Source organism: Pigmentiphaga sp. H8, from assembly GCF_003854895.1.
In the GTDB taxonomy this organism is placed as follows: domain Bacteria; phylum Pseudomonadota; class Gammaproteobacteria; order Burkholderiales; family Burkholderiaceae_B; genus Pigmentiphaga.
Window position 1 is genome coordinate 5,174,236 of sequence record NZ_CP033966.1, and the last position, 18,189, is coordinate 5,192,424.

Annotated in this window: 17 protein-coding genes; 4 read left to right on the forward strand and 13 right to left on the reverse strand. The window is 68.5% G+C overall.

Annotation, left to right across the window (positions count from 1 at the left end):
- Window positions 1-160: 160 nt before the first annotated feature.
- The 4 genes from nirB to cobA are packed head-to-tail and all read left to right on the forward strand — an operon-like array spanning window position 161 to window position 6,501.
- Window positions 161-2,605 carry a nitrite reductase large subunit NirB gene (gene nirB / locus EGT29_RS24365; RefSeq protein WP_124692498.1) on the forward strand — a complete coding sequence of 815 codons (2,445 nt, stop codon included), beginning with the start codon at window positions 161-163 and terminating at the stop codon, window positions 2,603-2,605.
- Window positions 2,602-2,931 (forward strand): nitrite reductase small subunit NirD, encoded by a 330-nt coding sequence (gene nirD / locus EGT29_RS24370; RefSeq protein ID WP_124691414.1) that lies wholly within the window; start codon window positions 2,602-2,604, stop codon window positions 2,929-2,931. Before nirB ends, nirD begins: the two co-directional genes overlap by 4 nt.
- A 15-nt stretch (window positions 2,932-2,946) precedes the next feature.
- Window positions 2,947-5,655: a nitrate reductase gene (locus tag EGT29_RS24375; protein WP_124691415.1), complete on the forward strand. Its 2,709-nt coding sequence runs from the start codon at window positions 2,947-2,949 to the stop codon at window positions 5,653-5,655.
- Window positions 5,656-5,679: 24 nt separating this feature from the next.
- A complete protein-coding gene (cobA, locus tag EGT29_RS24380) occupies window positions 5,680-6,501 on the forward strand; it encodes a uroporphyrinogen-III C-methyltransferase (protein WP_124691416.1) in 822 nt (273 codons plus the stop codon).
- On the opposite strand, the gene EGT29_RS24385 is transcribed toward cobA, so the two are convergent.
- The 13 genes from EGT29_RS24385 to EGT29_RS24445 all read right to left on the reverse strand — a co-directional run bounded on the left by EGT29_RS24385 (window position 6,424) and on the right by EGT29_RS24445 (window position 18,189).
- Window positions 6,424-8,079 (reverse strand): ABC transporter ATP-binding protein, encoded by a 1,656-nt coding sequence (locus EGT29_RS24385; protein ID WP_161567953.1) that lies wholly within the window; start codon window positions 8,077-8,079, stop codon window positions 6,424-6,426. The genes cobA and EGT29_RS24385 overlap by 78 nt on opposite strands.
- 98 nt (window positions 8,080-8,177) lie before the next feature.
- Window positions 8,178-9,350 (reverse strand): nucleotidyltransferase family protein, encoded by a 1,173-nt coding sequence (locus EGT29_RS24390; protein WP_124691418.1) that lies wholly within the window; start codon window positions 9,348-9,350, stop codon window positions 8,178-8,180.
- A complete protein-coding gene (locus EGT29_RS24395; RefSeq protein ID WP_124691419.1) occupies window positions 9,347-10,024 on the reverse strand; it encodes a glycosyltransferase family 2 protein in 678 nt (225 codons plus the stop codon). The genes EGT29_RS24390 and EGT29_RS24395 overlap by 4 nt, the downstream gene beginning before the upstream one ends.
- Window positions 10,021-10,716 (reverse strand): glycosyltransferase family A protein, encoded by a 696-nt coding sequence (locus tag EGT29_RS24400; RefSeq protein ID WP_124691420.1) that lies wholly within the window; start codon window positions 10,714-10,716, stop codon window positions 10,021-10,023. Before EGT29_RS24400 ends, EGT29_RS24395 begins: the two co-directional genes overlap by 4 nt.
- Window positions 10,716-11,759: a hypothetical protein gene (locus tag EGT29_RS24405; protein WP_124691421.1), complete on the reverse strand. Its 1,044-nt coding sequence runs from the start codon at window positions 11,757-11,759 to the stop codon at window positions 10,716-10,718. Before EGT29_RS24405 ends, EGT29_RS24400 begins: the two co-directional genes overlap by 1 nt.
- 4 nt (window positions 11,760-11,763) lie before the next feature.
- The gene (locus EGT29_RS24410; protein ID WP_124691422.1) at window positions 11,764-12,174 is read right to left on the reverse strand and encodes a PqqD family protein; all 411 of its coding nucleotides are present in this window, start codon (window positions 12,172-12,174) and stop codon (window positions 11,764-11,766) included.
- A 29-nt stretch (window positions 12,175-12,203) separates the two neighbouring features.
- Entirely contained in the window at window positions 12,204-12,911 is a 708-nt protein-coding gene (locus EGT29_RS24415) for a glycosyltransferase (RefSeq protein WP_124691423.1), read from the reverse strand.
- 163 nt (window positions 12,912-13,074) lie between these two features.
- Window positions 13,075-13,854: a hydroxypyruvate isomerase family protein gene (locus EGT29_RS24420; protein WP_124691424.1), complete on the reverse strand. Its 780-nt coding sequence runs from the start codon at window positions 13,852-13,854 to the stop codon at window positions 13,075-13,077.
- A gap of 41 nt (window positions 13,855-13,895) precedes the next feature.
- Entirely contained in the window at window positions 13,896-14,663 is a 768-nt protein-coding gene (locus EGT29_RS24425; protein WP_124691425.1) for an ABC transporter permease, read from the reverse strand.
- Window positions 14,660-15,442 carry an ABC transporter permease gene (locus tag EGT29_RS24430; RefSeq protein WP_124691426.1) on the reverse strand — a complete coding sequence of 261 codons (783 nt, stop codon included), beginning with the start codon at window positions 15,440-15,442 and terminating at the stop codon, window positions 14,660-14,662. The genes EGT29_RS24425 and EGT29_RS24430 overlap by 4 nt, the downstream gene beginning before the upstream one ends.
- Window positions 15,439-16,215 carry an ABC transporter ATP-binding protein gene (locus EGT29_RS24435; protein WP_124691427.1) on the reverse strand — a complete coding sequence of 259 codons (777 nt, stop codon included), beginning with the start codon at window positions 16,213-16,215 and terminating at the stop codon, window positions 15,439-15,441. Before EGT29_RS24435 ends, EGT29_RS24430 begins: the two co-directional genes overlap by 4 nt.
- 63 nt (window positions 16,216-16,278) lie before the next feature.
- Complete coding sequence (locus EGT29_RS24440; protein WP_124691428.1) at window positions 16,279-17,253, reverse strand: ABC transporter substrate-binding protein; 975 nt, start codon at window positions 17,251-17,253, stop codon at window positions 16,279-16,281.
- Between the two features lie 54 nt (window positions 17,254-17,307).
- Complete coding sequence (locus EGT29_RS24445; RefSeq protein ID WP_124691429.1) at window positions 17,308-18,189, reverse strand: NAD(P)-dependent oxidoreductase; 882 nt, start codon at window positions 18,187-18,189, stop codon at window positions 17,308-17,310.

Consider the following 18,189-nt stretch of genomic DNA (forward strand, 5'->3'; position numbering starts at 1 on the left):
ACCGGGCATCCCTGCTCTTGCGCCGGGCCGGCACGCCCCTTGCTTAATACCGGATACGGCCGCTTGCGCGGCCCGAACCCGGACAACGGCGTCCCCTCGCAGCCCCGCTGCGGCGGGACGCCGTTGTCGCTTCCGGAACAGTCTGACCGAGTCGAACATGATGAACAGAGCGAAACTGGTTGTGGTGGGCAACGGCATGGCGGGCATACGCACGCTGGAAGAGCTGCTGGCGCTGGCGCCCGACCGCTACAACATCACGGTCTTCGGCGCCGAGCCGCACCCGAACTACAACCGCATCCTGCTGTCGCCGGTCCTGGCCGGCGAGCAGGATTTCCAGGACATCGTGCTCAACCCCTTGTCCTGGTACGAGCAGCACGGCATCGCCCTGCGCACCGGCACACCGGTCGCGCGCATCGACAGGCGGCGCCGCGTGGTGGTGGCGGCCGACGGCACCGAGGCACCCTATGACCGCCTGCTGCTGGCCACCGGATCCACCCCCTTCATCCTGCCGATCCCGGGCAAGGACCTGGACGGGGTCATCACCTATCGCGACATCCACGACACGCAGAAGATGATCGCGGCGGCCCGCACCCAGCGACGCGCGGTCGTCATCGGCGGCGGCCTGCTGGGCCTGGAGGCGGCCAACGGCCTGAAGCTGCGCGGCATGGACGTAAGCGTGGTGCATCTGGGCGAGTGGCTGCTGGAGCGCCAGCTCGACCGCACGGCGGGCAAGATGCTGGAGGCCTCGCTGGCCGATCGCGGACTGGATTTCCTGCTGGGCCGCTCGACCAGCGAGATCCTGGGCGACGAGGCCGGCCGCGTGCGCGGCGTGCGTTTCAAGGACGGCTCGGAAATCGACACCGACCTGGTGGTGATGGCCGTGGGCATCCGGCCCAACACGGCGCTGGCCGAGGCCGCCGGCCTGCACTGCCGCCACGGCGTCGTCGTCAACGACGTGCTGCAGACCTTCGATCCGCGCATCTACGCCGTGGGCGAATGCGTCAATCATCGCGGCACCGCCTATGGCCTGGTGGCGCCGCTGTTCGAGATGGCCAAGGTGGCCGCCAACCACCTGGCCGAGCTGGGCTACGGCGCGTACAAGGGCTCGGTGCTGTCGACCAAGCTCAAGGTCACGGGCATAGACCTGTTCTCGGCCGGCGACTTCACCGGCGGCACCGACACCGAGGACATCGTGCTGTCCGACCCGGCCGGCGGCGTCTACAAGCGGCTGGTCATCAAGGACGACAAGCTGGTGGGCGCCTGCCTGTACGGCGATACGGTGGACGGCGCATGGTACTTCAAGCTCTTGCGGGACGGCCGGGCCATCGGCGAACTGCGCGATCGCCTGATGTTCGGCGAATCGAGCGTGGGCGACGCCGGCGTGCAGGGGCAGAGCCGCGCGGCCGCCATGCAGGACGCCGACGAGGTGTGCGGCTGCAACGGCGTCTGCAAGGGCACCATCGTGCGCGCCATCCAGGACCAGGGCCTGTTCACCGTGGACGACGTCAAGAAACACACCAAGGCCGCCAGTTCCTGCGGCTCGTGCACCGGCCTGGTGGAACAGATCCTGATGAACACGCTGGGCTCCAATTTCCAGGAAGCGCCCAAGACCAAGGCCGTGTGCGGCTGTACCGACCACAGCCACGCGGCGCTGCGCCAGGCCATACGCGAACACCGGCTGCTGAGCCACGCCCAGGTCCACGACTTCATGGACTGGCGCACGCCCAACGGCTGCAGCACCTGCCGGCCCGCGATCAACTACTACCTGGTTTCGACCTGGCCGCACGAGGCGGTGGACGACCCGCAAAGCCGCTTCATCAACGAACGCGCGCACGCCAACATCCAGAAGGACGGCACGTTCTCGGTGGTGCCGCAGATGAAAGGCGGCGTGACCAACGCCGCCGAGCTGCGCCGCATCGCCGACGTGGCGGACAAGTACGCCATTCCCATGGTCAAGGTCACGGGCGGACAGCGCATCGACCTGCTGGGCGTGAAGAAGGAAGACCTGGTGTCCGTCTGGCGCGACCTGGGCATGAACTCCGGCCATGCCTACGGCAAGTCCATCCGTACCGTGAAGACCTGCGTGGGCATGGAGTTCTGCCGCTTCGGCACGCAGAACAGCACGCAGATGGGCATCGAACTGGAGACCATGCTGGCCAACATGTGGAGCCCCCACAAGGTCAAGCTGGCGGTTTCGGGCTGCCCGCGCAACTGCGCCGAATCGGGCATCAAGGACGTGGGCGTGATCGCGGTCGACAGCGGCTGGGAGATCTACGTGGGCGGCAACGGCGGCATCAAGACCGAGGTGGCGCAGTTCCTGGCCAAGGTCCGGACGCCGGAGGAGGTCAAGGAATATGCCGGCGCCTTCCTGCAGCTCTACCGGGAGGAGGCCTGGTACCTGGACCGGACCGTGCACTACATCGAGCGCGTGGGCCTGGACTACATCAAGCGCCGGATCGTCGAGGACGCCGAGGGCCGGCGCGCGCTGCACGAGCGCTTGCTGCATGCCTTGCAGGGCCTGCGCGACCCCTGGGCCGAACGGGTGGACGGCAAGGCCGCCCGCGAATACATCCCCCTGAAACTGGTCTCCGAGGAAATCGCATGATGAACGCCAACGCCGCCCCCCCCTGGATACGCCTGTGCCGGGTCGACGACATCCCGCGCCTGGGCAGCCGCGTCGTCGAGCGCGCGGAGGGCAACCTGGCGGTGTTCCGCACCGCCCAGGACAAGGTCTTCGCGCTGCTGGACCGCTGTCCCCACAAGGCCGGGCCGCTGTCGCAAGGCATCGTGCACGGCGAATCGGTGACCTGCCCGCTGCACGGCTGGCAGCTCGGGCTGGAAGACGGCCGCGCCCGGGCTCCCGACGAGGGATGCGCGCGGCGCTTCCCCGTGCGCGTGGACGAGGGCGTGGTGTACCTGGGCCTGGATTGAGGACGGGAGGACGTCATGGACGAGCCACGAACCACCGCATCGACCTGCTGCTACTGCGGCGTGGGCTGCGGCGTCCTGATCGACAGCGAGGGCGGCCGCATCACGGGCGTGCGCGGCGACCCCGATCACCCCGCCAATGCCGGCAGGCTGTGCTCGAAGGGCTTGTCGCTGGCGCAGACCGCGCACAGCGATGCCGGCCGCGCGCTGCGTCCGGCCTGGCGGCCGCGGCGCGATGCGCCGCTCGCGCCGGTCGATTGGGATACCGCGCTGGACCACGTGGCCACCCGGCTGGCCGACGTCGTGCGGCGGTACGGCCCCGATGCCGTGGCCTTCTATGTATCCGGGCAGTTGCTGACCGAGGACTACTACGTCTTCAACAAGCTGGCCAAGGGATTGGTCGGCACCAACAACATCGACACCAACTCGCGCCTGTGCATGTCCAGCGCCGTGACCGGGTACAAGCTGTCGCTGGGCGCGGACGGGCCGCCCACCTGCTACGAGGACCTGGATCACGCGCACACGGTGCTGATCGCCGGCAGCAACATGGCCTATGCGCATCCCGTGCTGTATCGCCGGCTGGAAGCCGCGCGCGAGGCGCGGCCCGGCACGCGCTGGATCGTCGTGGACCCGCGGCGCACCGACACCGCGGCGATGGCCGACCTGCACCTGCCGATCCAGCCGGGCACCGACGTCGCGCTGTTCAACGGCATGCTGCACCACCTGATCTGGGAAGGCTGGCTGGACGCCGCGCACATCGCGGACAGCACCGAAGGCTTCGACGCCGTCAAGCGCCTGGTGCGCGACACGCCCCCGTCGGTGGCCGCGGCCTTGTGCGGCATCCGCGAACGCGACCTGTGCCAGGCGGCGGAGTGGTTCGCCCGCAGTCCGGCCACGCTGTCGCTGTACTGCATGGGCCTGAACCAGTCCAGCCATGGCACGGACAAGAACCTGGCCCTGATCAACCTGCATCTGGCCACCGGCCAGATCGGCCGCGCGGGCGCGGGCCCCTTTTCGCTGACCGGCCAGCCCAACGCCATGGGCGGCCGCGAGGTCGGGGGCATGGCCACCATGCTGGCCGCCCATCGGGACATCGCCAGCAAGACGGACCGGGCCGAAGTGGCCGCCTTCTGGGGCGTGGACGCCGTTTCCGACCGGCCGGGCCTGGCCGCCGTGGACATGTTCCAGGCCCTGGAGACCGGCAAGGTCAAGGCGATATGGATAGCCTGCACCAACCCGGCCCATTCCCTGCCGGATCTCGCCGCCGTGCGCCGCGCGCTGCGCCAGGCCGAGCTGGTGGTGGTGCAGGAAGCTTATGCCGACACCGACACCGTGGCCTACGCCGACGTGCTGCTACCGGCCTCCAGCTGGGGCGAGAAGGATGGCACCGTGACCAATTCGGAACGTCGCATCTCGCGCGTGCGGCCCGCCGTGGCGCCTCCGGGCGAAGCCCTTGCCGACTGGCGCATCGCGGCCGAGGTCGGGCGGCGCATGCAGGCGCTGCTCCGCCCAGACGCGCCGGACCTGTTCCCCTACCAGGCGCCGCGCGAGATCTTCGACGAACACCGGGCACTGACCCGCGGCCGCGACCTGGACATCGGCGGCCTGGACTACGATCTGCTCGAGGCGTGCGGCCCCCAGCAATGGCCCTTCCTTCCCGGCCGGCAAGCGGGCCTCGCGCGCCGCTACACCGATGGCCGCTATGCGACCGGATCCGGCCGCGCGCGCTTCCAACCGGTTTCCTACCGGCCCGTGGCGGTGGCGACCAGCGCGCGCCATCCTTTCCACCTGACGACGGGCCGGCTGCGCGACCAATGGCACGGCATGAGCCGCACCGGCCGCCTGGCCCAGGCGTTCTCGCACGCGCCCGACCCCACGCTGGACATGCATCCGGCCGACGCCGTCCGGCGCGGGCTGTCCGACGGCGACCTGGTGCGCGTGGCCAGCCGCGACGGCGCGATGGTGCTGCCGCTGCGGCTGACGGACGACCTGCCGCCGGGCAGCCTGTTCGCGGCCATGCATTGGAACGCACAGTTCCTGAACAGCGGCGGCATCAACGAAGTCTGCAATGCCGCCGTGGACGACAAATCCTTCCAGCCCGAGCTCAAGCACAGCGCGGTCCGGGTCGAGAAGGCGGACCTGGGATGGAGGATACGCGCCGCGATCGAGGCCACGGACCAGGAAGACGCGCTGCGGCTGCGCGCCGCCCTGCAGCCCCTGCTGGCGCCGTGCGGCTATGCGGCGCTGGGTTTGCGCGGCGACGCCGCGCGCTCCGTACTCGCGCTGACCGCCGCGATGGCGGCTCCGGACGAAGCCTGGCTGAACGCGCTGGCCGGCGCGCTAGGTATGGGCGCGAGTCCCGACGTCCTGGAGTACCGCGACCGTGGCCAGGGCGTGCGCAAATGCGCGCGCTGGGAAACCGGCCGGCTGCGCGCCTTCCTGTTGGCCGGCGACGCCAGTCACGCGGAACCGCTGATCGAGCGCCTGCTGTCCGACGCGCCGTGGAGCGGCTCGCGCCTGCGGGTGTTCACCCCGGACGGCAGCGCCCCCGCGCGTGACCGCACGATCTGCCAATGCAAGGGCGTGCCGGAATCGGCCATTGCCGCCGCCATCGCGCGCGGCGCCGACGTCGCGGCGCTGAAAACCACGCTGGGCTGCGGGACCGTGTGCGGATCCTGCGTGCCGGAACTGTCCCGCCTGTGCGGGACCTCGCGGATGTCGGCATGACTCCGCATCGACGAGGACGATGACATGAAGCCAGGACGAGTGATCCTGATGGGCGCCGGCCCCGGCGACCCCGACCTGTTGACCCGCAAGGCGGTGCGCGCCCTGCTGTCGGCCGAGGTGCTGCTGCTGGACGAACTGGTGCCGCCCGACATCGCCGAACTCGCGCCGCGGGCACGCGTGCTGCGCGTGGGCAAGCGCGGCGGCTGCCGCTCCACGCCCCAGCCCTTCATCCAGCGGCTGATGCGCCGCTACGCGCTGCAAGGCCGGACGGTGGTCCGCGTCAAGGGTGGCGAAGCCCTGATGTTCGGGCGCGCGGGCGAGGAAATCGCCTTCCTGGAAGCCGCCGGCATCGAGGTCGAACTGGTGAACGGCATCAGTTCCGGCATGGCGGCCGCCGCGGCGCTGGGCATCTCGCTCACGCACCGGGACCACTGCCACGGCGTGAGCTTCGTCACCGCCCACACGCAGGACGGCTTGCCGCCGGACTGGCAGGCATTGGCGCGCAGCCGGACCACGCTGGTCATCTACATGGGCATGCGGCGCATCGAGGAAGTAACGGCCAGCCTGCTGGCGCACCTGCCGCCAAGCACGCCGGCAGCGGTGGTGCAGTGGGCCTCGACGCCACGCGAGACCAGGCTGGTTACCCGGCTGGGCCGGCTCGCGGACGATGCGCGCGAAGCAGGCTTGGGCAGTCCGGCGATAATCCTCGTCGGGGATGCGATCGGGTTGGCTCGCACCGGCGATCGTCGGCGCGAGGCGGGCGTCCGGTCAATCGACGGTCCGGATCCGTCCCGCTTCGACTCGCAGGATGCGGTCGCAGAAATCCAGCGTGCTGGGGCGATGTGAGACCACGATGACCGTGGTCTCGGAAGGCAGCCCGCGGATGACTCCCAGCAGTTCTGCCTCGACGGCGGCATCCAGGGCACTGGTCGGCTCGTCCAGGATCAGCACCTCCTTGCGCTGATAAAGCGCCCGCGCGATGCCCAGCCGCTGGCGCTGGCCGCCCGACAGCCGGACGCCGCCTTCGCCACAGGGCGTTTCATAAGCTCGCGGCAATTGGTCGATCATGCCGTCCAGGCACGCCCGTCGCGCCGCCCATCGCACCAAGTCCTCGTCGATGGCGGCCGGATCGACGCCGAAGGCGATGTTCTGGCGGATGCTGGCACTGGACAAGAAGATGCTTTGCGGCACATAGGCGATCTTGCGCTGCCACAGCGGCATATCCGCGGGCGCCAATGCCCGTCCGTCGACCCACAGCGCACCCGACTGCGGCGCCCGCAAGCCCGACAGCAGGTCCAGCAGCGTGCTCTTGCCGGCGCCGCTGCTTCCCACCACGCCCACGCGCTCGCCCCGGCGGATCAGCAGCGTCTGCCGCTCGATCACGGGTTCGACGCGCCCCGGATGGCAATAGCTGGCCTCGACCAGCCCGAAGCTGTCGTGCAGGCTCAGTTGCCGGTGATCCGGCAAACGATCGCCTGGCACGGCGGGCAGCGCATCCAGCACGTCCCGCAGCACGGGCGCCGCGCCGTTAAGGGTGGCCCAGCCCGAATAGATCTGGTGCAGCACCGGCAACAGCCGCTGGGTGGCCAGCACGAACACGCCCAGCACCGGGATGATCATGCCCGAGGGCATCGCCGTGCGCGTCAGCCCATACGTCAACGCGATCACCAGCAGCAGCCCGATGGTCTCGACCACGTAGCGACGGGACTGCACCAGCGTATTGTTCTCGGCCTGCGCCTTCCTGAACTCGGCCTCGTGCTGGCCGTAGGCCTGCACGTAGCTGCGCTGCTGGCCCGACAGCAGCACGTCGCGGATCGCCCCCAGGCTTTCCTGCGCCGCCTGCAGGGCGCGGCCATGGTTGACGGCGATGCGCCGGCCCGAGTCCAGCAGGCGGCGTCTGGACAGGACCGCGATGCCGCCGTAGATCAGCCCGAAGGCAAGCGCCAGCCCGCCCGCGATGGGCGCGCTGACCATCAGCAGGAAAGCGACGATGGCCAGCGCGATGATCGAGGACGTGCAGATCAGGATGCAGGGCACCACGACCTGCGATGCCACGACGGTCACCTTGTACGACAGGATGCTGAGGGTATCGCTGGAATGGCGCTCGGTATGCGCCGGGAATGGCAGGTGCAGCGTGCGGTCCAGGCAAGCCCGCGCCAGATCTTGCCCGATACGCTGGGCCGCATGCTGCAGGCGCGCCACCAGGCATACCCGCAGCACCCCCGTGGCCAGGGCGGCCAGCGCCAGCGTGGCCATGCCGGCGCCCAGCACCTGTGCCGGGTCCATGGAAGCCAGCGCGGGCACCCACGTGGTCAGCCGGTCCCACATGGACAGGCCGGCGGGGTCGACCAGCATGATCAGTACCGGGACGACCGAACCGATGGTCAGGATCTCAGTTGCCGAGACCAGAAGGGCAAGCGGCAACAGATTTATCAACTGACGACGATCCCGGCCAGGCATCCAATGCCACAGGCGCTGCACCAGTTGCAGCGCTGCCGGCTCCGAAAGTGACCGATTTCGGCTCATGACTTGAGCCTGACACTGGCACGCTCGGACCAACGTGACTTCAACACTCGACGGATGCCACGCAATACCCAGCGGCCGAACTCCGGTGTACTGACAGGGGGAAAATCGATGGCCCGCACACCGGTCCAGAATGATTCGCCGTTGTAGCGAGCCAACTGCATCGGCTCTAGCAGCCGCAAGCGAACCATCGCCTTCAGATAGTATCGCAGGGACGTTCTCGCTACCTGACCCGGAACATCCCCCGGGCCGGGCTGACGGTAGTACAGCCCGAACGAACCAGGCCGGCCGCGCCGGACTCCCGAGGCCAGTTCCTTCACGGCGTCGCGGTCGAAATTTATGGACTCGGGTGTCTGCTCCACCAGCATCCGCATCGCAACCCGGACCGCATCAGGAACCGTGAACTCATTGACAAAGGAGTGGAAGCGAGCTGGGTCGAGCACCGGACGCTGGACCAGCATGGACAGCGCATCGACCGACCAACGCGCGTCATAGTGCACAGATGGAGTCAAGAGTCCGTGTGCCAGGATGTGCGCCAGATTGTGCTCGGGACAAGGAATCGTAAAACGGCCCTTGCCATGCTCGATGACATGCGCCTCGGCATACATGCGATCGACGCTGGATTGCCGAAGCGCCCAGTTGTGCAGATACCAGTGCACATCGAACTCGAAGCCCTCCGGACTGACCCAGGTAATGGAGCGCAACGAGGCTCCCTTCTTGAGCATGCCTTGCGCACCAAAGAACTCCAGGATCTCCTGTGGCCGGCGCTGGACACCGGTCAACAGCAGATCGATATCCGCCATCGGCCGAGCCCCCAGCCCGTGGGGGTTCGTCAGCGCCGTCGCCACGCCTTTCAAGAACACGCACTCTCCCCACCCGGCCTGCAACAATGCCTGGCGCAGCCGCTGGGCACGATCCAGCAGCAGGTGATTGCGATACAAGGTGTGCTTGTAGGTCCCCCGCACGCGCGATTCGGCGAACGGACTCAAGCCGCCATCGGGCAGGCGCTTGGCCACCAAAGGCAGCATGCGGCGCTGCCCATCGGTCAGCGCATCCGCCTGGATGGCCTGTTCCAGCACGGCCAGGTCGCGTTCGGCTGGCCGGGCCGCGAATGACAACTCCAGAAGCGCTCGCTGGACGGTCGGATCGGCGACCCCGAACAGGGAGATCATGCCAGCCCCCGCTGCCGCTGCAGATGGGCGCGCACCACCGCCAGATAGGCGGCGCCGTGCCCGGCCTTGGAAAGCGTGTGGTTCCCGCCATGTATGCGCCGGCGCAGGAACAGCGCGTCGGAGCGCGCCCAGCCGGCCTGCGTCGCCATCAGGCGCGAAGCCAGGTCGATGAATTCGCCGCTGACCAGACCGGTGTCGAAATCCCCCACCCGTTCGAGCAGTTCGCGGCGTATCGCGGTGGAGCCGCCCAGGACCGCGGCCTGGGGCGGCGGCAGCACGTAGCGCTGACGCGCCTCCGGCGGCATGTCGGGACTCAGGAAGTGTTCGACCCAACCGGACACGACCCCGACCGACGGCGCCGCCATCAAGTCCAGCACCACGGCCTGCCGGCCCGGCACCCACAGGTCGTCATCGTCCAGGAACTGGATCAGGTCGCCCCCGGCCATCGCCAGTCCTGCGTTGCGGGCGGCGGCCGCGCCACCGTTGCGCGGCAGGCGGCGGTAGCGGATGCGCGGGTCGTCCACCTGTTCCACGATGGCCCGAATGTCGTCGGGAGAGGCATCGTCGACCACGATCACTTCGTCGCCGGGCGCCAGTTCATCCAGCGCCGAGCGCAGCGCCTGGGCGATGTAGGCGGAAGCCCTGTAGGCGGGCATGATCACGCTGGTCTTCATCGGTGGCGCTCCAATTTGGCCTTGATCACGTGCAGCAGTTCGTGGCTGGCGCGCGCGGCCAGGGCGGAAGCGTTATGGGCATGCAGGCGCCGGTCCAGCACGATGTCGGGCAGCATGACCTCGGTGCCGCCGGCCTGCCGCGCGCGGGCGAACCAGTCCACGTCGTCGCTGTAGAGGTAGGCCTCGTCCAGCATCCCGATCTGCCGGAAGCGCTCCGTTCTGATCAGCAAGGCGCTGAGCAGATAGCCCGGCTGCGGGCCCTCCTTCCAATGGCCACGGCACCAGGACGGATAGTCGCTCACGCCATCCAGGAAGAACCTCTGCATGCCCAGCACATGGCTCGTGTCCGGACGTTCGGCGAACACCGCTCCCTGCAAGGCCAGCTTGTCGGCCATCCAGCGGTCGTCCTGGTCCAGGAATGCCAGGTACTCATGGCGGGCGCGGCGTATGCCTTCGTTGCGCGCCCCGGCCACGCCCAGGTTGCGTGGCAGCGCGACATATTCGACGGCGCGGTGGCGTTGCGCCAATTGGCGGCACACGGCATCGCTGCCGTCGGTGGACGCATCGTTGATCAGGCAGACCTGCAACGCGCGCGGCGGCGCCGACTGCGCCAGCACGCTGTCGACCGCTTCCTCCACGAAACAGGCACCGTTGAACACCGGGATCACGACCGAAAGACCGGAAACGACCATCACCTCTCCAAGATTTCCAAAATGCGACGGCCGGCCCCCGACAGGCCCGCCGCCCCGCGGGCGATGGGCACGTCGACATAGGGCGCCACCTCGTAGACCCGCTTGGCCATGGCCAGCGAGCGGTCCGCCCAGTAGGGCGCCTGCTGCACGCTGCTCAGCGCGAAATGCATGAACCCGGGCGCCGCGCGGGCCGGTGCCGCGCCCGCTTCCGGCGCCAATCGCAGCCCGGCGATGGCGGCCAGGCGAAAGTTCGGAACCAGCCTGCCGCCCTCGCCCGCGCGGTTGGCCAGCAGCACCTGCTTGCCGGTCATGGCGTCCACTTCCCAGGGTTCGCCTCCCAGGCCGGAACCGCTTGCCAGCGGCGCGCTCGGATGCAGCTTGAGCGTGCGATACACCGTATGGACCTGGCAGGCGTCCCCGCCAGGCGCGAGCACGGCATAGTCGTCGCCCGCCGAACGCATGCCCTGCCTCAGCAGGTCCAGCGTCGTGGTGGACTTGCCCGAGCCGCCCGGCCCCGCCAGCAGCACGCCCCGCCCCCGGGCATCCGCCACGCTGCCGCCATGCGCCAGCCACGCACCCGCCTGCAAGGCCAGAAGATGGACGAAACACTTGAGCGGCGAATAGCGTTCCCAGGGCGGCAGCCGCGCGCAATCCGGGGCATGGAACACGCCCAGGCCGCGCGAGGCGTCGAAAGCCGTGATCAATCCCCGCTCGGGATCCGGCAACAGCAACTGCTGCGTCGCCCCCTGCCTGGCCGCTTCGAAACAGGCACGGGTCTCGGCGCCCGACAGGCGCAGCCTGGGCAGGGTGCGCTCATGGCGTCCGTCCAGGCACCAGACCTGGAAGACACCGGGCTCGGGGCGATCCAGCTTCGTTGCCGCGTAGAACGCGCGGACGATGTCGGCAAAGCCCGACCGGGCATCCGCGATCACGTCGAAACGAACCGGACCGGCACGCACGGCATGGACTACCCAGTCCCCCTGCGCCCGGCCGAACGGCGTCAGCCGGTCAGCCAGTTCATCGAACCATTGCCGGTACGCCATGACCTCAGGCGGGTTTTTGCGGCCAGCCCGCCACCACGTCGGTCTCGTGGATCGGGTCCAGCCCCAGGATTTCCTGCATGTCGGCGTAGACCGCCATGGTCAGTTCGGCGGGATCGGCGATCTGGATGGCGGGCACGGCGACATCGGCCGGACTCGGCGCCGCGACCAGTATCTGTTCGTCCAGCGCCTGCCGCACCAGCTTGCCCAACGCGTCGCGCGCGGCGTCGCTCCAGCCGTTGGCGCTGGCCAGCTGCTCCGGCGTGACGCCGTTCATCAGGGCCTGCCAGACCTCGACCGCCGTACCCTGGAGGTTGTAGTAATTGCCGACGTCCAGGTTGATCACGATGGTTTCATTGCCGACCACCTCGGCGATGCACGGCGGCGACTGTAGCGTGTACGAGCTGGAGAAATCCATGATGCTGCGCTTTCCAAATACGTGAAGGATCAAACTGCCCGGGATCCCGCCGCGCGCCGCCTCTGGATCGAGGCATGCAGTACCTGGAACAGGCCCAGGTTGCGCGTCGGAACGCCACGGGTCATATTCGTTTCGTGGACCCGGTACAGCAGGCCAATTTCCGGCACCCGGCGGATATCGCAGCCGGCGTCCATCAGGCGCAGGAAGAAATCCTGGTCCTCGCTGAAACGCAGGGCCGGATCGAACCGGCCGTGCCGCGCGAAGACCTCCCGCCGAAAGGTACTGGCGCCCAGGTGATGCAAATGGCCGGCTTGCTGGCCGTCGGGAAACCGGAAGCGCGACGCTTGCGCCGCATCCTCGATCAGGTATTGCGTCCTGCCCATGATCACGGCGGCATCATGCCGTTCCAGTTCCTGGCAATGCGCATCGAGACGGCCCGCGGGCCATTGGTCGTCATGATCGAGGAACGCGACGAAGCGTCCCGCCGCCACCTCCAGCCCCAGATTGCGGGCAGCGGCCGGCCCGACGCCGTCCGACCTCAGGCACAGGCAGGCGTGGTCCTGCAAGAAGGCATCCAGGATCCCGGCCGTGCCATCCGTCGAGCCGTCGTCGATGACGATCAGTTCGTCGACGGCCGACGCATTGCCGACGATGCTGGCCAGGGCCTGCGCCAGAAAGCGTTGCCCGTTCCTGACCGGCACGATGATCGATGCGCGCACGCTTGCCGGAACGGTCATCGCCGGCTCCTGGCTCGCGGCGCAGTCTGCTTGAAAACCACCCGGTTCCCCCCGGTAGCGTGCCGCGCTGCTCCCCCCTGGCGCTAGGCGGCACAGGGCTCGAATCCTAGCATACCGTCATCCCGCCATAAGCCGATAAAAGGCATCGACTTTCATAACCGCCTCAGCGGCGGCGCCCCTGCATCCAGCCCAGCGTGTCCTCGGTCCGCCCCGAAGGCACGTACTCGGCGCCGACGAAGCCGTCATAAGGCAGTTCATCCAGCGCGGCGAACACGTTCGCGAAATGGATCTCGCCCGTGCCCGGTTCATGGCGCCCCGGCGTGTCGGCGAACTGGATGTGGCCGATGCGCGCGCAGTGGGTGCGCAGGCTGCGGATCAGGTCGCCCTCCATGATCTGCATGTGATAGAGGTCGTACTGGATGCGCAGGTTGGGATGCCCCGCGCGGTCGATGACCTCGAGCGCGGCCCGCGTGGTGTCGATCAGGTAGCGGGGGCGGTCCACGGTGTTGACCGCTTCGGTCACCACGCCTATGCCCAGGTCGCCCAGGACCTGCGCGGCATGGGCCAGGTTGCCGGCCAGCGTGTCCAGGCAGCGCTCGCGTTCGTGCTCGGGCCCGGGGCAGCCGGCCAGCACGTTGATGTGGCGGGGCCGCAGCACCTGCGCCACCTGTGCGGCCTGCGCCACCGCCTCGCGGAAGGCGGCCTGCCTTCCCGGCACCCCCGCCAGGCCCTGTCCGCCCGACATCAGGTCGCCCGCGGGCACGTTGCACAGCGCCAGGTCGACCCCCGCGGCCTGGAGCGCGTCGCGCCACTGTCCGGCCTCGTGGCCATAGGGAAACTGGACCTCGACGGCATCGAAGCCGGCCCGGCGGGCGGCGGCCGGCCGTTCGAGTTCGGGCACCTCGAGGAACAGCATGGACAGGTTGGCCGAGAATCGGATCATGGCGGGATCAGGTCAGGTTCGATACAAGGGCGGGCACGGTTTCAGGATTCTTCGGGAAAGCCGCGCAGGAAGAACCGGCGGGCGCGCCCCAGCAGGAAGTTCAGCACCAGGCCCAGCAGCGAGATCGCGATCAGCGCGACGAACATGTCGACGGTCAGGAAGCTGCGCGAGGCGATCACGAGCTGGTGGCCGAGACCGTCGGTGGACGTGATCATCTCCGCCAGGAACACCACCACGCAGGAAATGACGAGGCCGATGCGGCAGCCGGTCAGGATGGACGGCATGGCCGCCGGCAGGACGATGGAGGTCACGATGCGCGAACGCGGCGTGCCGGCGGCCAGCGCCGACCAGATCAGCTTGGGTTCCACCGACCGTGCTCCGTGCAGCGTCGCCAGCAGGATGGGAAAGGCGGCGTCGGCCACGACCAGCGCGATCTTGGACGAATGGTCGAAGCCCAGCAACAGGATGAAGGCCGGATAAAGCGCCACCTTGGGAATCGGGCCCAGCACCCGGACGACGGGCACCACGACCGCGGCGCCGACGCGCGACCGGGCCGCCGCCATGCCCAGGCCCACGCCCAGCACCAGGGCGATGAAGAAGCCCACGAACAGCCGGAACAAGGTGATGCCGACGTCGGACAGGTAGGCCGGCGAGGCCAGTTGCTCGAACAGCCGCATGACGACGACGTACAGGCTGGGCAGCTGGTTTTCCGTGACCCGGCCCGACATGGCCAGCCCTTGCCACGCGGCCAGGATCAGGATGAGGGGCAGGATGCCGATGAGCGGGGAAATGCGGCGGGCCGGCTTCATAGCGCCTCCACGGTGGCATCGGACTGCCGGTCGGCCCAGCGGGTCAGCCGCGCGCGCACGGCCTCGAAGCACATGTCGAGCACGATGCCCAGGACGCCGATGACGATGATCATGGCGTACACGGTCTCGTACTGGGCCATGTCCATGGCGTTGAACAGGATGTTGCCCGCGCCGGTCTGGCGCGCGATCATTTCGCTGGTGATCATGGTGATCAGGCCCATCACGATGCCGGTGCGGCAGCCGGTCAGGATTTCCGGCAGCGCGGCCGGCAACACGATCCGGAACATGCGCTGCGCGCCGTTCATCCCCATGGCGGCGGCGGACCACAGCATCTTTTCCTCGACCGCGCGCGCGCCCTGGTAGCTGTGGTACAGCAGGGGCAGGCTGACCCCCAGGAACACGACCAGGATCTTGGAAGCATCGCCCACACCCAGCCACAGCATGATGAGCGGCATCAGCGCCGCCTTGGGAATGGGATAGACCACCATCAAGAGCGGATTCATCAGCGTCTCGACCAGCGGCGAGCGGCCCATCAGGAGGCCGATGGGGCCCGCCACCATCAAGGCAAGCACGAAGCCGATCAGCATGCGCCGCAGCGAATCCAGGATGTCGAAGGCCGCCTGCGGATCGGCGAAGATGCGCGGCAGTTCGGCCAGCGCCTGCGCGGCCGTCGGCAGGCCGGGGTTGTCGTACAGGCGCGCGGCAAGCTCCCACGCCACCAGCAGCCCCAGGCATACCAGCAGCGCGGAAACGCCCGGCGCTCGCAGCACCTTCTTCACGCCGCTTCCTCCTGCTCGGGCTGGTTGTCGATCATCGCCTCGATGTCGATGACGTATTGCTGATAGCGCGGATTGAGCAGCAGTTCGGCGCGCACGCGCGGCCGGGGCAGGTCGATGTCGACGATTTCCTTGATGCGGCCCGGCGACTTGGTCAGCACCACGACGCGGTCCGACAGATAGACCGCCTCTTCCACGCTGTGGGTGACGAACAGGACGCTTTTGCGGTCGCGCTCCCAGATCTTGAGCAGGTCGTTCTGCAGGCGGTTGCGGGTATGCGCATCCAGCGCGCCGAACGGCTCGTCCATCAGGAGGACGGCGGGGTTGTAGGCCAGCGTGCGGGCGATGGCCACCCGCTGCTTCATGCCGCCCGACAACTGCTTGGCGTAGAAATTCTCGTAGCCCGACAGGCCCACCATGGCCAGCAGCTCGCGCGCCCGGGCCTCGGCCGGCGCCCGGGCCACACCCTGCTGGCGCAGGCCGTAGGCCACGTTGCCCAGCACCGTCTTCCATGGATAGAGCGCGAACTCCTGGAACACCGGCCCGCGGTCCGGGCCGGGACCGGTGACCGGCCGGCCGTCGATCTCGACCGAGCCCGAGGTCTGCTTGACGAATCCGCCCACGATGTACAGCAGCGTGGACTTGCCGCAGCCCGAAGGACCGAGGATGGAAATGAACTCGCCGTCGCGAAGGTCCAGGGAAATGTCGGACAGCGCGACATGCCGCTCGCCCTTGCCGACGGCGAAGACCTGGGAAACGTGCTTGATGGCAATCATGGAAAGGTTCCAGAGCGCGGCCCCGCCTGCGCGGGGCCTGTCCTTGCATCGGCGCCGGGGGCGCTACTTGATCGGGGCGTGGATGTCGCCGTTCTTGAACGAGGCCACGTCCACTTTCTGCGACATCAGGCCCGCCTGCGTGAAGCTGTCGAGCAGGCTCTGGATGGCCGGGAAGTTGGGGGCCATGCCGGGATCGCGGGCGAAGTCGTTGCCCTTGAGGAGGTAGGTGTCCAGCACGGATACGGGCGCCCGGGTCACTTCGGACACGACCTTCAGCGTCTCGGGACGGTTGGCCAGCACCTTGCCCATGGCGGAGGTCAGGTCACGGATGTAGGCCTTCACCAGCTCGGGGTTCTGGTCCACGAAGTCCTTGCGGCACGCTTCCAGGATGTGCACGAAATTCGGTTGCTGGTCGGCCACCGAGAACAGCTTGCGCAGGCCGCCCTTGGCCTCGGCGCGCGCCGCGAAGGGCTGGTTCAGCACGCCGGCGTCCACGCGGCCCGAACGAATGGCGTCCTCGGACGGCGCGAAGCCGGTCTCGATCAGCTTCACGTCGGTCTTGGGGTCGAGGCCGTTCTTCTCCAGCATCTGCACCAGCGGCGCATAGACGCCCGCCCCCAGCACCGACACGCCGATGCGCTTGCCTTTCAGGTCCTTGACGGACTTGATGGGCGAATCGTCCTTGACGGCCCAGTACACCGAGAAGCTGGTAGGCGTCTCGAACACGTGCTGGGCGATGATCGAGGTCTGCACCTTGGCCTCGATCAGGCCCTGCCCCACGGACAGCGGCGTCTGCGTGCCGCAGTCCACCGCCTTGGCGGCGAAGGCCTGCATGACGGGCGAGGTGCCCTGGAACTGCACCCACTCGATCTTGTACTTCGAACCCAGCTGCGGGAACTCGGCGGGCCGCTTCATCATCCAGTACTTGGCTTCCTCGGCCGGAATCAGCCAACCCACGCGGATCACCTGCTGCGCGGAAGCGGGAACGGACCATGCGGCGATGAGGCCGGTCAGGGCAAGCGCTGCGATTTTCTTCATGAATGACTCCTGGCAGATTGACGATCGGATTTCAGTTCCACGATGCTCGGGGGGTCATCGACTTTCACTGAGCTTGTAGATTTCGAGCGCTTCGGACTCGGGGCCACGCGTGGCGTTGACCAGCCGGAACATCTGCGAGGCGACCGCGGTCATCGGCACCGGCGTGCCGGTCTGGCGGGCCAGTTCGACCACGCTGTCCAGGTCCTTGAGCATCGTATAGGTGTGGCCGATGGGGGGATTATGAATGCCCTGCGCCATGCGCGGCAGGAACAGCTGCAATGGCTTGGAGTCGGCGAAGCCGCCGGCCAGGGCCTGCGGCAGCAGCATCGGGTCGATGCCGGAGTTCGCCGCCAGCCGGGTGGCCTCGGCCAGGATGGCCATCGTGCCGCCGACGATGATCTGGTTGCACAGCTTGGTGGTCTGCCCCGCCCCCAGCGGCCCCATCAGCGTGAAGCGCTGGGCCATTTGCGCCACGTAGGGCCGCACGCGGTCGTAGTCTTCCTGGCTGCCGCCCGCCATGATGGCCAGCGAACCTTCCTCGGCGCCCTTGGTTCCGCCCGACACCGGCGCGTCCATCCAGCGCATGCCGTTGGCGGCGGCCAGCCGGGCCCCGATGTCGCGCGTGGCGGCCGGCGTGATGGACGAGAAATCGACCACCACCTTGCCCTGGCCGGGCACGGATGCCAGCCCGTTCGCGCCGAACACCACGTCCTCGACCGCGGCGGCGTCGGTCAGGCACATGAAGACGATATCGGCCTCGCGCGCCACGTCGGCGGGGCTGGCCGCCACGCGCGCGCCAGCCGCCCGGGCCGGCTCGGCCTTGGCCGCCGACCGGTTCCAGACAGCCAGCTCGCAACCCGCCGCCCGCAACCGCAGCGACATGGGCAGGCCCATCAGGCCCATGCCCAGATATCCCAATCGTGCCGTACTACTCAT

Coding starts and splice junctions, on each gene's coding strand:
- nirB (WP_124692498.1), top strand. CDS start 161: ATGAACAGAGCGAAACTGGTTGTGGTGGGCAACGGCATGGCGGGCATA.
- nirD (WP_124691414.1), top strand. CDS start 2,602: ATGATGAACGCCAACGCCGCCCCCCCCTGGATACGCCTGTGCCGGGTC.
- EGT29_RS24375 (WP_124691415.1), top strand. CDS start 2,947: ATGGACGAGCCACGAACCACCGCATCGACCTGCTGCTACTGCGGCGTG.
- cobA (WP_124691416.1), top strand. CDS start 5,680: ATGAAGCCAGGACGAGTGATCCTGATGGGCGCCGGCCCCGGCGACCCC.
- EGT29_RS24390 (WP_124691418.1), bottom strand. CDS start 9,350: ATGATCTCCCTGTTCGGGGTCGCCGATCCGACCGTCCAGCGAGCGCTT.
- EGT29_RS24395 (WP_124691419.1), bottom strand. CDS start 10,024: ATGAAGACCAGCGTGATCATGCCCGCCTACAGGGCTTCCGCCTACATC.
- EGT29_RS24400 (WP_124691420.1), bottom strand. CDS start 10,716: ATGGTCGTTTCCGGTCTTTCGGTCGTGATCCCGGTGTTCAACGGTGCC.
- EGT29_RS24405 (WP_124691421.1), bottom strand. CDS start 11,759: ATGGCGTACCGGCAATGGTTCGATGAACTGGCTGACCGGCTGACGCCG.
- EGT29_RS24410 (WP_124691422.1), bottom strand. CDS start 12,174: ATGGATTTCTCCAGCTCGTACACGCTACAGTCGCCGCCGTGCATCGCC.
- EGT29_RS24415 (WP_124691423.1), bottom strand. CDS start 12,911: ATGACCGTTCCGGCAAGCGTGCGCGCATCGATCATCGTGCCGGTCAGG.
- EGT29_RS24420 (WP_124691424.1), bottom strand. CDS start 13,854: ATGATCCGATTCTCGGCCAACCTGTCCATGCTGTTCCTCGAGGTGCCC.
- EGT29_RS24425 (WP_124691425.1), bottom strand. CDS start 14,663: ATGAAGCCGGCCCGCCGCATTTCCCCGCTCATCGGCATCCTGCCCCTC.
- EGT29_RS24435 (WP_124691427.1), bottom strand. CDS start 16,215: ATGATTGCCATCAAGCACGTTTCCCAGGTCTTCGCCGTCGGCAAGGGC.
- EGT29_RS24440 (WP_124691428.1), bottom strand. CDS start 17,253: ATGAAGAAAATCGCAGCGCTTGCCCTGACCGGCCTCATCGCCGCATGG.
- EGT29_RS24445 (WP_124691429.1), bottom strand. CDS start 18,189: ATGAGTAGTACGGCACGATTGGGATATCTGGGCATGGGCCTGATGGGC.